The following is a 15539-nucleotide window of genomic DNA, read 5'->3' as shown; positions in this document are numbered from 1 at the left end:
GTGATCCCTCTGGGGTTCGAACCCAGGACCCCATCATTAAAAGTGATGTGCTCTACCAGCTGAGCTAAGGAATCATCCTTATTTTTTGAAGACTTTGGTTGTCTTTGTGATCCCTCTGGGGTTCGAACCCAGGACCCCATCATTAAAAGTGATGTGCTCTACCAGCTGAGCTAAGGAATCAGATAAACTTCGTTTTTTAAAGCGATGCAAATATAGAGTGATTAAATGGAAATCGCAAACTGAAAATGGCAGAAATATCTATATTTCCCAAGAGGAGGTGAGGTCGGTTAGCTTTATTGTATTGGTTCGTAATTTGATAGTGAAATGAAAAAAAAACGAAAAAAAACTTCAAAATTTTAAATTTACTTGAAATTGCTTATGATAATGGTCTTTTTTGAGGTTTAAAGATGTAGGTTTTTGTTTGGTTCATTTGAAGTAAATTCCGAATTTCTCAGTAATAAACTTGATTTTAGATCGTAAAAATTTCAATACATTAAAATATTTTTAAATTTGTAGTCGTTGAAAAAATGACAGGAATTACTTCCTGCTTCTTATAATCTGTTAATATATCTTTTTCATGAAACAAAAAATTGTTGTGATTACAGGAGCTTCTTCTGGAATAGGAAAGGCATTGGCTTTAGAATTTGCTTCCCGTGGATCTAAAATTGTTTTGGCCGCAAGAAATCTCGAAAAACTAAAAGAAGTGGAAGAAAGTATTCTGGCTTTGGGAAATGAGGTTTTAGCCGTTAAAACGGATGTAAGTGTTGAAGAAGATTGTAAAAATCTGATAACAGAGACTGTAAATCGATTTGGTGGAGTAGATGTACTGATAAATAATGCAGGAATCTCGATGAGAGCTCTTTTTACTGATTTGGATTTGTCGGTCATCAAAAATTTAATGGATGTTAATTTTTGGGGAACAGTGTATTGTACCAAATTTGCAATGCCATACATTGCCAAATCCAAAGGATCGGTTGTTGGAGTAATTTCAATTGCGGGCTATATTGGTTTGCCTGCCCGATCGGGATATTCGGCATCAAAATATGCTATTCGAGGATTTCTGGATACCTTACGGGTCGAAAATCTAAAAACCGGCGTTCATGTGTTGGTAGCCGCGCCTGGTTTCACAGCCTCAAATGTTCGGAATGTTGCCTTAACGGCTGATGGATCGATGCAGGGTGAAACCCCCCGTGACGAAAGTAAAATGATGAGTGCCGAGGAATGTGCACGCTTAATTGCCATTGCAGTAGTGAAACGAAAGCGTGAACTGATCATGACATTTATGGAAGGGAAATTAACCGTATGGCTTAAAAAATGGTTTCCTTCATTATTGGAAAAGCTAACCTATAATCATATGGCTAAAGAGCCTGATTCTCCTTTAAAATAGTACAGCGTTACAAATGGGTGTTTTGATGAGCATCCATTTGTTTTTGACCAGCCCCGTAACCTTTATAAATGCGGGCAGTATACTTTCACGATTGTGATAATTTAATTGCAATTCACGATTCACTACTACACTAAATGGATAAATCGCATTTTAATACGTTTATCTTCTCCAGTGCGGATAAGATTTACTATTACGTATATTGCTTATTGAGAAATCAGGAGGAGACTCGTGAGGTGGTAAGCTTAACAATTGAGGAATGTTGGAAGGAGCGAAAGAAATTTAGCCATACCGATATGATTTATGTGTTTAAGATTGCAAGAAAGTTGGCAAGACTTAAAGCTTCTGGTTTTGAGAAAAGAATGTCTTTAGGCTACACGAATAATTTATTAGCGGATACCAATCCGGTTTTAACTCATTTCTGTTCTCTAACTCAGGATTTATCACCCTTACAAGCCGAAGTAATGTGTTTGCGCTCTATGGTTCGGTTACGCATGGATGATATCTCTGTTGTTGTAGGTTTAGGAATAAATAATGTACAATCTATTCTGTCGGTGGTAAGAAAAGTTCTTAGAGCGAGAATAGATCTAAATGGTACCATGGCAGATTTCAAAAACAATGAAGTTTTATTTAAATACTATTCCGGCAAGTCAACATTAAAAGAAGAAGAACAGCTGCGACTGTATTTTTCGAGGATGGATTTGTCTGATGTAACGGATGCTGACAGAGAGCTTTTTCAGTTGTTCTTAAAAATGGGCAATAAACCTATGCCATCCAATTGTTCCGAGCAATTGCTTTTGGAAATAAAAGAAATACAGAAGAGGAATTGGCGAAGTTCTTTCTTTGGAATTTTTAAGTGAGAAATAAAAAGGACTTGTAACAATTACAAAGTAGAGGTGATGTCTGTTTCATCGAAAAATTCTCTTCGGGGAGGAATTGAATTCAAATCAAATAATTCGGCCCATTCCATTTTCACTCTAAAAAAAGTTAAATTCGGATTGTCAACCGATAAGTAAATTTCTTGAAGGGTTTTACTCTCTTCGAATATTTTCCGTTGCATTTCATCAGATACATCGAAGAATGCTTTGCCTGCCACACGAATGGAAACTCTATCGTGCCAGCTCACCATTTCAACTTTTGGGTTTTCTTTCAATTGCAGGTATACCTCTTTGTTTTTTGCGGTGGAAAAGAACAATTCCTGTTCATTCAATTGCATAATTCGAAAGATTCTTACCTTAGGACTTCCTTGATCATTAACTGTTGCTAAAGCAAGATCTTTGTGCTGGTTGAGTAATTTTATTAAATCTTTCATAAGTACTTAAATTTTACCGGGTTATTTTATTCCAAACGATCAGTAAGCGATTTAAAGCCTTTGCCTAAAACTTCATTGGTTTCCATTACCGAAACAAACGCTATTGGGTCAATAGAGTGGATGTAATCCTGCAGCATCGACAATTCTCTTCTGTTTACAACAATAAAAATTATCGATTTTTCTTTTAAATCAAGTGTTCTATTGCCTTTTATAATAGTCCCGTTAAGATTGAAATCATTGGTGATTTTGGCTCTGATTTCTTCATGTTTATCAGAAATAATAAATAATGCTTTTTCGTAAGTAGAACCCTGTAAGGTGATATCAGTAACTTTTCCAATAATAAAAAGTACGATCCATGAATATAATGGAATCTGCCAATCCATTTTAATGTATAAACAACTTAAAATAATCAGGGAATCAACATAAATAACTAGTTGGCCAAGGGGAAGTCCGGTATATTTTGCACCAATCATGGCGATAATATCTGTTCCGACAGAACTTGCTCTTGCTTTAATTATCAGGCCTAAACCAAAACCAATAAAGATTCCTCCAAAAATACAGGATAACAGCACATCATCTACCAACGGAATAAATCCCCACCAAGTGCTTACAATATCAATAAATAATGCACATAAAATGAATGATATAAAGGTTTTAACACCAAAACGGGGACCCAATAGTTTTATGCCAATAAAGCACAAAGGAATGTTTATGGCCAAACTAGCTAATCCAACGGGAATACCTCCACCGTATTTTCGAAACAAGTCATTCGAATAATCCATGAATTGATAGAGTATACCTGAGAAAAAGCCATCGTAATCAGCAGGATTTAATGTGCCAAAAATGCCATGGGGGAATAATCCAATAGTAAGTTTATTAATGACAATACCTAAACCATAGACCGTACCCGGTACAATCCCATGAGGAATGATAAAAAAAACAAATCCGGCAGCAACAACAAATGCACCGAAAATTAGAATGGTATAATTATAAAACCATTTACTTGAAAAGAGAGTATCTTTTTGTATAAAAGTCAAAACGATTATGATTTATGGAGTTGGAATTAGTCTTAATGCTTATTTGGATTTTTTACAAAATAATAGTTTTTATTGAGATTCATGGAGCTTCACAAGATATTTTTCTGTTAAAATAAATTGAATTGGTATTGTTTTGTTTGTAAAGAATTGATTGTTTTGCATCACGATCAAATACGGGAGACTATGAAGGCTAAAATTAGTAAGTTACTAATGCAATTGTTTGGGTGGAAATATATTGGAGATATACCGCAGGTTAAGAAGGCTGTTGTGATTGCGGTTCCGCACACTTCCAACTGGGATTTTGTTTGGGGAAAGCTTGCTTTTTTATCTTATAATATTCCTACAAAAGTATTAATGAAAAAAGAGATGTTTGTGTTTCCTCTTAAGTACATCTGGAAATCGTGGGGAGTAATTCCTGTTAATCGTTCAACAAAAGGCAACATGACTGATGAATTGGTTAAAGAATTTGCAAGTCGTGAGTCTTTGTATTTGTCAATTGCACCGGAAGGAAGCCGCAGCCTTCGTGCTGAGTGGAAAAAAGGTTTTTATTATATCGCGCTAAAGGCAAATGTTCCTATTTATCTGGCTGAAATTAACTACGAGGAAAAAACCTTAACTTGTGGTGAGGCTTTTTATCCTACGGGCGATGTAGAGAAGGATATGATTAAGATTAAAAGCAAGTATATCAATTGTAAGCCTAAATATCCGGCGAATTTCACAACAGGATTGTAACCAAAAGAATAAGATGTCCGATACGCTAAAAGTTAGTTTAGTTCAATTAGAATTGGTTTGGGGAAATGTTGATGAGAATCTGAGTAAAATTTCGAATCTGCTTTTACCTTTAAAAAATCAGACTGATTTAATTGTTCTGCCTGAGATGTTCTCGTCAGGCTTTATGATGGAAGATAAAAGTAAGATTGCACCAAAAGCCAAAATGACTCTTGATTGGATGAAAAATCAAGCCGGAGAGTTAAATTCGGTTCTTCTTGGAAGTATAATTGTAGAGGAAAACGGCGAATATTTTAACCGTTTGTACTGTGTTGATGACGGAAAAATTATTTGTTCGTACGATAAGCGTCATCTGTTTAGAATGGGAGAGGAGCATCACCATTTTTCAAGTGGCAGTGAGCGGGCTGTCTTCAATTTGGGAAAATGGAGAATATGTCCTTTAGTTTGTTATGATTTACGTTTTCCGGTATGGAGCCGTAATCAGAATGATTATGACATTTTGCTGTATGTTGCCAACTGGCCCGAAGCTCGCAGAGAGGTTTGGAATACGCTTTTAAAAGCACGGGCAATTGAAAATCAGTCGTTTGTTGTTGGAGTGAATCGAATAGGATCTGATGGTTTGGGACTTTCTTATGCCGGAGATTCAGCTCTTTTTAATGCAAAAGGTCAACTTGTTGGAAAATGTGCCGATTACACCGAAGAAATTGTTAGTCTGCAATTAAATTTAGATGAATTAAATGAATTCAGAAGTAAATTTCCGGTTCTTTTGGATGCAGATTCATTTCAAATAAGCTAAAATACACAAAATATGTGTCTGATTAAAAGTGAATTGCTGTTTTGTGGCAATAATGTACTTTCGGGCACTTGTAAAACTAAACTTATAGTTATATATTTATGACTAGAAACTATTCTAAAATAAAATCAATGAAAGAATTAACTCGGGCAGAAGAACAAGTGATGCAAATCCTATGGGATCTGGAAAATGCATTTGTGAAGGAAATTATAGAGAAAATACCAGAACCCAAACCTGCTTACAATACCATATCCACCATTACACGAATCCTTGAGAAGAAAGGATTTGTGAGTCATATTGCTTACGGCAAAAGTCATCAGTACTTTCCATTAATGGGAAAAAAGGAATATACCCGAAAATTTATGAAGGGTTTCGTTCGTAATTATTTTTCGAACTCTTATCGAGATATGGTTTCATTTTTCGCTAAGGAAGAGCAAGTGAGTTTATCGGAATTGGAAGAGGTGAAAAGAATGGTTGAAGAGCAAATAAAAAAGCAAAGTAGATAAGCTAATAGTAAATGATTACAGGCATAATCTTATATTTTTTGCAATCGGCAATATGCATGGCTTTTTTTTATGCCCTGTATTGGTTGTTTCTAAAAAGGGATACCTTTTTTAGAGTTAACCGTGTGTTCCTTTTGCTTACATTGCTTGCCTCAATATTAATTCCAACTTTAGAAATACCTTTTCAGCCCGAACCAAAGAGTACGATAGAAAATTCATTTCATGTATTAGATGCCGTGGTTTTAGCTTCGCAGCAGTATTTAAACAGCAATATGCTCGAAGAGGTTGTTGTTACGGCAACAGTAAAAAAAGCTCTTACATGGTACCAATACTTAGGTGTAGTGTATATTTTGGGAGTATTTCTTTTTTCGATCCGATTTTTTAAAAATTTATTTCAGTTATTTTCCTGGACAAAAAGCAGTAAGATTCTGCGTGAAAAAGGACTTCGGCTGGTGATCATGAATGATGATTATCCTCCTTTTTCTTTTTTAAATTCTGTTTTTATCAGTAAGGCTGATTATCAAAAGACCAATTTTACATCCATATTAGCTCACGAAAGGGTGCATGTCGATCAGCTTCATACCTTCGATTTACTGATGATTGAAATTCTCACAGTAATTTTTTGGATGAATCCTGTTGTCTGGTTTTATAAATCATCAATTCAGGAAGTTCATGAATATTTAGCCGATGATAAGGTTGTAAATGGAGCCGTGAATGCGAATGAGTACAAAATGCATATTGTGAATCAATTTGCTGGTGGTGATTTGTTCCGTTTGGCCAATAATTTTGGGCAGTCAACACTGAAAAAAAGAATCTCGATGTTGGGCAGAATAAAAACACCAAGAATTGCATTGGTAAAACTCTTGCTTATTATACCAATTTTTGTGGTTTTGTTATCAGCTTTTGCTTTCACAATTAAGGAGGAAGAAAAGTTAGATACTGAATTCTCATTTAAAGAGTTACTGCCGATGGACTTGAATATATTTTCTTCCTTACGAAGCGAGCCGGCAAATTTTTATTCTGAAACAAAATATGAATTCTCACCGCAATTAGTCACTCACAAAATTAATAAGCTGGAATATAAAGAAACAATCAACCCTGAGGAAATAAAGACCATAACTGACGAAATGCCCGTTTTTCCGGGGGGCGTAATCGCCCTTCAAAAATATTTGGCAAAACATGTTAAATATCCTAAGTTGGCTCAAACTAAGCAAATTGAAGGTCGTGTGTTTGTTTCTTTTGTGATTAATAAAGAAGGCAGAGTTGTTAATGCTGCTTTGGCAAGAAAAGTTAATCCCTTATTAGATCGTGAAGCTTTACGGGTTGTATCGTCTCTTCCTAAATGGAATCCGGGAAAGAAAGATGGAGAATTTGTGAATATTGCATATACTGTTCCTATTAATTTTCAATTAAAGGATTTAATTGATAAGCCTGTTGAGTCGCCGGATCCTTTGTATTCAAGAATTAAGAATTCATCCGACTATCATTTGGAAAATGTTCTTAAAACTAATATGAATAAGAGCAAAGAATATGTTGTAGTAGAGAAAATGCCGCAGTTTACTGAGGCAAATGGCAATTTGAGAAAATATATTGCAAGAAAAATTCAATATCCTGTTTTGGCTGCCGAACAGGGCTACGAAGGTCAGGTTTTTGTCCAGTTTGTTGTGAGAACTGATGGTAGTGTTGCTAAGGCGAAAGTAATAAAAGGAGCAAATATTGAATTAAATAAGGAAGCCTTACGTGTAATTAACAGCATGCCTAATTGGGTGCCCGGCGAGCAACACGGAAAAAAAGTTGAGGTTAAATATACAATTCCTATTCGTTTTTCTTTGAACTAATAAATTTTTTTACGTATATTAACTAAGAAATTAGTTACAAAACTAACTTCTTAGGAATAAAACCAAACCAATTTATATTGTCTAACCAAAAACCCTTTATTATGGAAGTTAAGAAAAACCCCCGCTATGATTTGGAAAAAAAACGAGGTTTATTTTTGCAAATCGGATTCTTTTTAAGTCTTATAATTGTATTAATGGCTTTTGAGTATAAAACCCCGGTTGGAAAAACGGCAGATTTAGATTTTGATGTTCTTGAAGAAATGGACGAAATTATTCCTATAACTGTGCAGGACAAACCTCAGCCCAAAGAAGTTCCTAAAATTAAAGAGATGATTTTAACTGAACTGACTTTAGTAGAAGATGATGATGATGTACCTGATCTTGAGATTAAAGATTCTGATATTAGTGAAGATGATTCCTATGTTATTACAGATGTAAAAGAGGATATCGAGGAAGATGTTGAAGATGTGCCATTTGTAAGGGTTGAGCAAATGCCAATATTTAATCCTAAAAAGAATAATACCTATGATGAGGGATTAAAAGATTTGTTTGTAACCATGCAGAAAATGACCAAATATCCTATCGTGGCTCAGGAAAATGGAATTGAAGGAAAGGTGTATGTTCGATTTGTTGTTACAAAAACAGGGAATATCGAACAGATTCAAGTAATGAGACCTGTTGATCCTTCACTGGATAAAGAAGCGATTCGTGTTGTACAAAGCCTTCCTAAATTTAAACCGGGAATGCAAAGAAACAAACCTGTAAGTGTTTGGTTTAGCGGGTACATTTCGTTTGTATTGCAATAGTTCCTTTTTTTTGAATCGTATAACTAACAATTTAGTTTACGAATACATAAAAAATCATTAAATGTCTCACCAAAAAACTCATGATTATGCAAGTGAAAAAGAACCCCCGATATAATTTAGAGAAGAAAAGAGTTCTGTTCTTACAATTTGGTTTTTTAATTAGTTTCTTATTTGTGCTAATGGCCTTCGAATACAAAGTGCCAATGAATGAACCGGAAGATTTTGTATTTGATTCGATTGATGATATGGAAGAATTGACAGCAGTAACTTTTCGTGAACCGGAGAAAAAAATGGAGCCGCCAAAAGTCAGGAAAATAGAATTAATTGACCTGCTGGTGATTGAAGAAGAGCCTGAAGAGGAATATATTCCTGAGGATTCGTTTGGAGATCCTAACGAGGAAATATTGAAACAACCAGCCTATGAAGAGGAAATATCAGAAGAAATGAGTCCTTTTGTAAGCGTAGAGGAGATGCCAATCTTTAATCCACAAAAAAATAAAACCTATGAAGAAGGGTGCAAAGATTTGTTTATCACCATGCAAAGAATGGTTAGGTATCCGATAGCAGCGCAGGAGTCTAATATTCATGGAAAAGTATTTGTGAAATTTGTTGTTACAAGTGAAGGGAACATATCAAATATCCAGGTGACTCGTAAAGTGGATCCTTTATTGGATGAAGAAGTTGTTCGTGTGGTACAGAATTTACCAAAATTTAAACCTGGCAAACAATTTAATAAAAAAGTACCGGTTTGGTTCTCAGGCTATATTAATTTTGTTTTGCAATAGGTTTTAATTATACATAAGTATTCGAAAGTTTGCAACTATTACAGCTTAAATCCGTATATTTAATTATAAAGCGTTCTTTGAACTCATCCTCTTATGAGGACTTAAGCTAAGCATTATTAGATGTTTTGATGATGTTTAGTTTATTGTCACTGCTGATACTGTACTTTAATATTTAAAATGTTTAGCTATGATTCCCAAAAAGAATCCAAATGCTGATTTGGAAAAACGAAAATCATTGTTTTTTGAAATTGGGTTGGTTATGGCCTTAGCATTAACTTTAATATCTTTTGAATGGCCTACAAGAGTAAGAGAGGTTGTTGAAATTAGAAATTTGGTTGATTTAAAATTGGATGAAGAAATCATTCCAATTACCAGACAGGAAGAAATTAAAGAAAAACCCAAATTACCACCAAAAATTCAATTAACAGATGTAATTACGGTTGTTGAAAACAATACCGAGTTAGAAAATGAAATTGAAATCGTTGAGGAAAACTTGAATCAGGAAACTGAATTTGAAATCGCTCCACAAGAAGTATTTGTTGAGGAAGAAGTTGACGACGAAGCGAAAATTTTCGTGATTGTAGAGGAAATGCCAATATTTAGGCCAGATATCTGCAAAAACAATGTTGAAGGTAATTTGGAATTGTACAGACACATCAATTCGAGTATCAGATACCCTGTTATTGCACAGGAAAACAATATTACAGGAAGAGTTTATGTTAGTTTTGTAGTGGGAAAAGATGGTGGTATTTCAAAAGTAGAATTGCTTAGGGGAATTGACCCTTCATTGGATCAGGAAGCTCTGCGTGTAATTCGAAATTTACCCAAATTTCAACCAGGTAAGCAAAGAGGAAAGCCGGTGAAAGTTTCTTATTCCGTTGTGATAAACTTTGTACTTCAGTAATAGATAACAAACAGACAAATAAAAGTAAAGCCTGCTGAATAGTTTAGCAGGCTTTATTAATTTTATAGTATCGCAGAATGAATTTCTTCAGCCTCTGCATGTTTTTTTAGTAGATCAATTGCTAAATCCATAGCTTCCGGCAGAGCTTTATCAGCTTGAAAACTAACAATGATCATGAGAAAGGTTTGACAATTTTCATCAATTTGGGTTCGTAAAGAATCGCTTGTAGGACTTCCAAATGCTCCCAGATCATCTCTAAAAACGGGCAGTTTATCTATATTTAAAGATCCTCGTCCGATTCCTTCGTAGGCTTCGTCAGCTTTTCCAATGCCAAAGCGAACGACACCTTCTATTTTGTCAGCATTGTATCCGCCAATTGAAAACCCACTTGTAATAGACACCAAATTTAATAAATCTACCACATTATTTATTTTGTACAATCCTTTCCCATTTACAATTCTTCGTAACAAAGATTCTGCTGACAAGCGATACCTGCTGGGGTCTTTTCCAACTGCCCGATATCCTTTTTTTGAACTATTAATACTTGGGATATCTACAATTCCTGAAATGGCTAGATTTTGTTTAATGTTTACTGTTTTTTCATTAATTACCTGCCATAGATCCGGACATTCTTCTTTCGTATTTACCCTGCATTGAATAATGCCCAGACGAAGAGATGGACAAATTTGTTTAAGTTCTTCTTCTATTTCTATTTTAGTCATATCAATTTTCATTCGCTAATCAGGATTTTCACTAATTGGCAATTTGAATGCAAAATACAGATTCTACTTATTTTATTGCAATTAATAACAGGAATAAATTTAATTTCAGAATCAGAAAAAATTTTATCATAAACTTTTTATCAGGAAAGATATTCGTTAACTTTAGATAATAACGACTGAAAAAATGACCTGTAAAACTGCTTTAATAACTGGTGCTGCAAAGCGAATTGGAAAATCTATTGCCATCCACATGGCAAAGAATGGTTTTAGTATTGCCATTCACTACAATTCGTCGAAAAATGATGCAATTTCGTTGCAAACAGATTTGGTGAATAAGTATCCGGAACAAAAATTCAAGATTTTTAAAAGTGATTTGAATTCTGCTCAAGACACAGATCGGTTAATTGATAAGGTTTTATTACATTTTGAGAAGATTGACGTTTTAATAAATAATGCATCTGTTTTCGATTCAGGAGTAATTCAAGAGACTTCGGTAAAATTGTTTCAGGATCAGATGAATGTGAATTTGTTAGCTCCTTTTATCCTGTCAAGGGATTATGCTATGAATAGTGAAAATGGATTGATTATAAATCTGTTGGATACTCGAATTGCAAGCTATTCAAATTTGTATGCGGCTTACAGTTTGTCGAAAGTTGGACTGGCTCATTTAACAAAAATGGCTGCACTTGAATTCGCTCCAAAAATTAGGGTGAATGGTATAGCTCCCGGAGCTACACTTCCTCCGGTGGATCAGGGAGAAGAATATTTACAGAGGCTTGCAGAAAAAACGCCAATGAAAATTTCCGGTGGAATTGAACCGATTTTGCAATCATTGGATTATATATTGGCAAATCAGAACCTAACTGGACAGATTTTGTACTGCGACGGAGGTGAACAACTCTTATAAATTAGATATATGGCAATTATTCGTGTGAAAAATTTGTTGATTAGAACCTATATTGGTTTTAATGAAGACGAATTGCGTAACAAACAAGATGTTGTGATTAATATGACAATTAAAGCTGATGTAGACAATGCTATTGCTAATGATGATGTTGAGAATTCATACAATTACAAAACAATAACCAAAAAGGTGATTGTGCTTGTGCAGGAAGGTAAATTTAAAATGTTGGAGAATTTGACCCGGCAAATATTGGATTTAATTTTGAAGAACCCCCAAGTGGAGTGGGCAAAAGTTGAGGTGGATAAACCTCATGCTTTGCGTTTTGCAGAATCTGTATCAATTGAATTAGAGGCTTACAGAGAAGGCGTTTCTTAAACGGAAGTTTCACTAAAGTAATATATAATGAACGATTGTATCGTAGGTATAGGATCGAATATTAATCCAACAGAAAACATTCGGAAGATGCTATGTCTTCTGTCGAAAGATCATTTGCTGAAAAAGCATTCCAAATGGATTAGAACTGCACCGATTGGAATTACCAATCAGCAGGATTTTATTAACGGAGCCGTGAGGTTAAGAACTCATCACTGCCGTGAGGAATTCAATTTATATTTGAAACAATTGGAGGATAAAATGGGAAGAGACAGAAGTCTTCCAAAATTTGGTCCCCGTATAATCGATTTAGATATTGTTGTATGGAATGATGAAATTGTGGATGAGGATTATCATTCAAGAGATTTTTTAAAGAAGTCGGTAGATGAACTATTACTTGGTTAATCTTTGTTTTAATTGTTCTGCCAATTCAATATCAGCCGCCGCCCAGTCAATTTTATCTAATTCTCCAGATTCAATCCATTTGTAATTTTGATGAACTTGAAGGATTAATTCACCCGACAGATGTTCTGCAAAGTAGCTCAGCAAATGAATTGGCTTGTTGCCATAATCAAATATGCTCTCTCCAAAATAGTCAAGAATTTTTGTTTCTATTCCAAATTCTTCAAACAATTCTCTCTTAAGGCATTGCTGAGGTGTTTCACCAGATTCAATTTTCCCGCCCGGGAATTCCCATTTGCCGGATAATTCGTCATCCTTACTTCGTTGGGCAATAAATACCTTCCCGTTTTTAATGATTATTGCAGCGGTAACTTTGATCGGTTCCATTAGTTATTGGAAGATGAAAGCGTTAATTCTTCGAGTAGATCGGATGCCAGGCGTACTAAATTTTTGCAGGACATGCTGTAGTTGAATTTTATATCGAAACAAGTCAGATATTCTGATTTTTCTTGAAAACGTCTGGTGAATTCAGCTAATAATTCAGGTTTGTCTTTCAGTAATTCCAAAGCAGCATGGTAAGCTCCGCAATTGCCGCCCTTTGCTTTTCCATTGCCATCTTTTGAGCTCTCATTTATTTCATCATTAGTAATTCTAAACTCCTCTTGGAAAGCTTTATAGATTGCCTGAGCGCAGTTGTAATAACCAGGTGGTTTGTGAAAATATTTTAAGGCTATATCGGCCTTTGTATCTTTATTGGAAAAGCTCATTGATTAATATAGTGCTTTGGTAACTGACAAATGTAGTTTTTTACGAATACAATAACCAAAGATTAAGATACTTCTTCAGCATGTGTCAAAAACATTTTTATTTTATATGATAATTTATATTCAGTCTAACACATTTTATATGATTATTTGTTTGTGTTTTGTATAAATTCGAGGCTTAAAAAATGTAGAGGTCAGTTAATTTATCTGTCTTTCATGTTATTTAATATTTTAAGCAAAACCCAGTAAAGTAATTAAATTATTATGGATCAATTTATGAAAAGAACTAGTGCGTTGTTTTTTGCAATATTATTTGTCGTAACAGCTTATTCTCAAAATAAACTATGGGATGTTGATTTGAAGGAAGCTTTATACGAAGTTGGGTGGATTAAGCAATCCAATGAAGGCTTTATTATTGCTTCAGGTGCTAAAGGATTACTAGCAATGAATAATGAAAATGGTGAAACTGTATGGCACAATAAAGAGTTTAAGGCTGTAGATAAGAATAGTTTTATGACAATTGATGGGTTGCCAATTATTTATTTTGAATATGCTCCAGTTGTAGGTAAAGTAAGAGGGATTTTAATGAACTCAAGTAATGGTGAGGTTTTGTTTGACACCAAGGATGATGGATATAGAATAAAGGATTTTACTCTTATTCCAGATCAAGGGATTATATTATTTGAATTGCTAAAGGATAATGAGCGAAACCTAATGAGTTTTAGTCTTAAAACCTGGAAAAAGGAATGGATTGCAGTTGTTGGTGAATCAAAAGGATTACTTAATAAATATTCAAAGGTAAGCTATATTGATCATGGACCATTTTTCACCAATGAAAATAATTTAGTGATTGGAATAAAAGATGAAATTTATGCTATTAACTTAAATAATGGTGAAATTACTTGGAAGTTTAAAGCCGATAAAAAAATTAATGCTTTGGTTTTTTCTGAGGCCAATAATAGTTTGTATGTTGGGGTTAAAAAATCAAATAAGTTGAAAGTTTTGAATCCAAATAGTGGTGAGGATATTACTCCAGGTAAATTAAAGTTGAAGGGAACACTTGTTGATGTAAGAGCTGATAAGGATGAAAATTTGATTCTTGTAGAAACAGAAGGATTCAATATTATCGATCTTAAAACAAATAATTTTAAATGGAAGAAAAGTTTTAAAATTGACTTTTTAGAGGAAGTTATTCCAACCGAGAAAGGATATATTGCTGTTGGTAAAAATGAAAAAGAAGGTTCTGTTGCTTTAGTAGACATGGAAGGTGATAAATTATGGCAAAGTAAAATTAAAGGATATTCATATTATGTAACTCCTACTGCAAACGGGGTATTATATATTTCGACAGAAAGATCGAATATTTTAGATTTTGAAAAAGGAAAAGATGTTTGGGATAGAGATGTTAAATTTAAAGCAATACCGGCTGTTACTTACGATAAGAAAGAGGATAAGGTAATTCTTTTTGAGAATAAAAAAGCTTATAAATTTGATCTGACTACCGGACAAATTGACCTTTTTGCAGAAGATGTAGTACTGGATAATGTGAAGAAGAAGACACCTCTGTTAGCTGAATATATTGAAAATGCTGGCTATTTGTTGAATACAGATCAGCATGTATCATTATTATCACCTTCAGGAAAAATTATTTATACTAAATATTTTGAACCAGCATCAGATTTGGGAGGTTTTAAGAACGCGGCACAACTTGGTTTGATGATTGCTGGTGTAGATTTTGATATTGAAGGTAGTTTAGATAATATAAAGATGCTGTCTTCTCTATCTAATGGTGCTTATAGAACTTCTTCTGATCAAACAGATGGAACTTCTGAAACAAATGTAGTTGGAGGCTTATATTTAGAAACAACAGATGGAAATATGGCTCCGGTAATTGAAATTACTAAAACGAGGTATTCTAATTCAAAATCAATAAAATCCCATAAGTTTATTGTTACTAAAGTTAAGGATGAGACTGAAGGAATTAAACATTTTATTGATAAGGTGAATAAAGTAACAGGTGAAGTTGATGTTCAAATTGAATTGATGGATAAAACGCCGGATTATGTGATTGATGAAGTTGAAAATGTAGTTCTTGTAAATGAAAATAATCATTTGATTAGTGCCTACAAATTTTAATTATTTTAATTGTCGAATTAAATAAAAAAAGGTTGTCGTATGGCAACCTTTTTTCAATTAAATATAGTTGTTCTTCTAAAAATCATTTGGTTATTTCAATGTAGTTCTCCTCGGGATCCAAAATTATACTTTCTTTTCTTGTTGACTA

18 protein-coding genes and 2 tRNA genes are annotated in these 15539 nt (G+C 34.1%); 13 read left to right on the top strand and 7 right to left on the bottom strand.

All coding sequences use genetic code 11. The annotated features are described in order from the left end of the window. Position 1 precedes the first annotated feature (1 nt). A tRNA-Lys gene (locus tag GQR60_RS18125) sits at positions 2-74 on the bottom strand. Between the two features lie 33 nt (positions 75-107). After that, positions 108-180, bottom strand: a tRNA-Lys gene (locus tag GQR60_RS18120). Between the two features lie 397 nt (positions 181-577). Here GQR60_RS18120 and GQR60_RS18115 point away from each other — a divergent pair. Then, a complete protein-coding gene (locus GQR60_RS18115; protein WP_124994291.1) occupies positions 578-1387 on the top strand; it encodes an SDR family oxidoreductase in 810 nt (269 codons plus the stop codon). A 134-nt stretch (positions 1388-1521) separates the two neighbouring features. After that, positions 1522-2244, top strand: coding sequence for an RNA polymerase sigma factor (locus GQR60_RS18110; protein WP_124994290.1), 723 nt, complete (start codon positions 1522-1524; stop codon positions 2242-2244). 23 nt (positions 2245-2267) lie between these two features. Here GQR60_RS18110 and GQR60_RS18105 read toward each other — a convergent pair whose 3' ends face one another. Then, positions 2268-2696: a pyridoxamine 5'-phosphate oxidase family protein gene (locus tag GQR60_RS18105; protein ID WP_124994289.1), complete on the bottom strand. Its 429-nt coding sequence runs from the start codon at positions 2694-2696 to the stop codon at positions 2268-2270. A 26-nt stretch (positions 2697-2722) separates the two neighbouring features. After that, entirely contained in the window at positions 2723-3733 is a 1011-nt protein-coding gene (locus tag GQR60_RS18100) for a YitT family protein (RefSeq protein ID WP_124994288.1), read from the bottom strand. A gap of 183 nt (positions 3734-3916) precedes the next feature. Between GQR60_RS18100 and GQR60_RS18095 the strand changes: the two genes are divergently transcribed. The 7 genes from GQR60_RS18095 (at position 3917) to GQR60_RS18065 (ending at position 10091) form a co-directional block, all read left to right on the top strand. Continuing rightward, positions 3917-4465, top strand: coding sequence for a 1-acyl-sn-glycerol-3-phosphate acyltransferase (locus GQR60_RS18095; protein WP_124994287.1), 549 nt, complete (start codon positions 3917-3919; stop codon positions 4463-4465). A gap of 13 nt (positions 4466-4478) precedes the next feature. After that, the gene (locus GQR60_RS18090; RefSeq protein WP_124994286.1) at positions 4479-5258 is read left to right on the top strand and encodes an amidohydrolase; all 780 of its coding nucleotides are present in this window, start codon (positions 4479-4481) and stop codon (positions 5256-5258) included. A 128-nt stretch (positions 5259-5386) separates the two neighbouring features. Beyond that, positions 5387-5761 (top strand): BlaI/MecI/CopY family transcriptional regulator, encoded by a 375-nt coding sequence (locus tag GQR60_RS18085; protein ID WP_101262091.1) that lies wholly within the window; start codon positions 5387-5389, stop codon positions 5759-5761. A gap of 56 nt (positions 5762-5817) precedes the next feature. Then, the gene (locus GQR60_RS18080) at positions 5818-7596 is read left to right on the top strand and encodes a M56 family metallopeptidase (RefSeq protein ID WP_160463520.1); all 1779 of its coding nucleotides are present in this window, start codon (positions 5818-5820) and stop codon (positions 7594-7596) included. 101 nt (positions 7597-7697) lie between these two features. Continuing rightward, the gene (locus GQR60_RS18075) at positions 7698-8402 is read left to right on the top strand and encodes an energy transducer TonB (protein ID WP_124994284.1); all 705 of its coding nucleotides are present in this window, start codon (positions 7698-7700) and stop codon (positions 8400-8402) included. A gap of 86 nt (positions 8403-8488) precedes the next feature. After that, on the top strand, positions 8489-9187 hold the full coding sequence (locus GQR60_RS18070; protein ID WP_160463519.1) for an energy transducer TonB: 699 nt from the start codon (positions 8489-8491) through the stop codon (positions 9185-9187). Positions 9188-9374: 187 nt separating this feature from the next. Continuing rightward, positions 9375-10091 carry an energy transducer TonB gene (locus GQR60_RS18065; RefSeq protein ID WP_124994282.1) on the top strand — a complete coding sequence of 239 codons (717 nt, stop codon included), beginning with the start codon at positions 9375-9377 and terminating at the stop codon, positions 10089-10091. A gap of 62 nt (positions 10092-10153) precedes the next feature. Here the strand turns inward: GQR60_RS18065 and GQR60_RS18060 are convergent, their stop codons facing one another. After that, entirely contained in the window at positions 10154-10813 is a 660-nt protein-coding gene (locus GQR60_RS18060; RefSeq protein ID WP_225441453.1) for a B3/B4 domain-containing protein, read from the bottom strand. Positions 10814-10997: 184 nt separating this feature from the next. On the opposite strand from GQR60_RS18060, the gene GQR60_RS18055 reads away from it, so the two are divergent. Genes GQR60_RS18055 through folK form a run of 3 tightly spaced genes read left to right on the top strand, consistent with a single transcriptional unit; the run spans position 10998 to position 12494 of the window. After that, positions 10998-11720 (top strand): SDR family NAD(P)-dependent oxidoreductase, encoded by a 723-nt coding sequence (locus GQR60_RS18055; protein ID WP_124994281.1) that lies wholly within the window; start codon positions 10998-11000, stop codon positions 11718-11720. A 9-nt stretch (positions 11721-11729) separates the two neighbouring features. Then, positions 11730-12092 (top strand): dihydroneopterin triphosphate 2'-epimerase, encoded by a 363-nt coding sequence (gene folX, locus GQR60_RS18050; protein ID WP_124994280.1) that lies wholly within the window; start codon positions 11730-11732, stop codon positions 12090-12092. Positions 12093-12119: 27 nt separating this feature from the next. Next, positions 12120-12494, top strand: a complete 375-nt coding sequence (gene folK / locus GQR60_RS18045) for a 2-amino-4-hydroxy-6-hydroxymethyldihydropteridine diphosphokinase (RefSeq protein ID WP_191991647.1) — start codon at positions 12120-12122, stop codon at positions 12492-12494. Here folK and mutT read toward each other — a convergent pair. Both mutT and GQR60_RS18035 read right to left on the bottom strand, forming a co-directional pair. Next, positions 12483-12878 carry an 8-oxo-dGTP diphosphatase MutT gene (mutT, locus tag GQR60_RS18040; protein ID WP_124994278.1) on the bottom strand — a complete coding sequence of 132 codons (396 nt, stop codon included), beginning with the start codon at positions 12876-12878 and terminating at the stop codon, positions 12483-12485. The two genes, folK and mutT, sit on opposite strands and share 12 nt — an antisense overlap. Continuing rightward, positions 12878-13258 (bottom strand): C-GCAxxG-C-C family (seleno)protein, encoded by a 381-nt coding sequence (locus GQR60_RS18035; RefSeq protein ID WP_124994277.1) that lies wholly within the window; start codon positions 13256-13258, stop codon positions 12878-12880. Before GQR60_RS18035 ends, mutT begins: the two co-directional genes overlap by 1 nt. 273 nt (positions 13259-13531) lie before the next feature. On the opposite strand from GQR60_RS18035, the gene GQR60_RS18030 reads away from it, so the two are divergent. After that, positions 13532-15391 (top strand): PQQ-binding-like beta-propeller repeat protein, encoded by a 1860-nt coding sequence (locus GQR60_RS18030; RefSeq protein WP_124994276.1) that lies wholly within the window; start codon positions 13532-13534, stop codon positions 15389-15391. Positions 15392-15539: the final 148 nt, after the last annotated feature.

This window comes from Labilibaculum euxinicum, assembly GCF_009795715.1.
Taxonomy (GTDB): domain Bacteria; phylum Bacteroidota; class Bacteroidia; order Bacteroidales; family Marinifilaceae; genus Labilibaculum; species Labilibaculum euxinus.
Note: the sequence above shows the minus strand (reverse complement) of the source record. Positions and strands in the feature narration are given on the sequence as shown.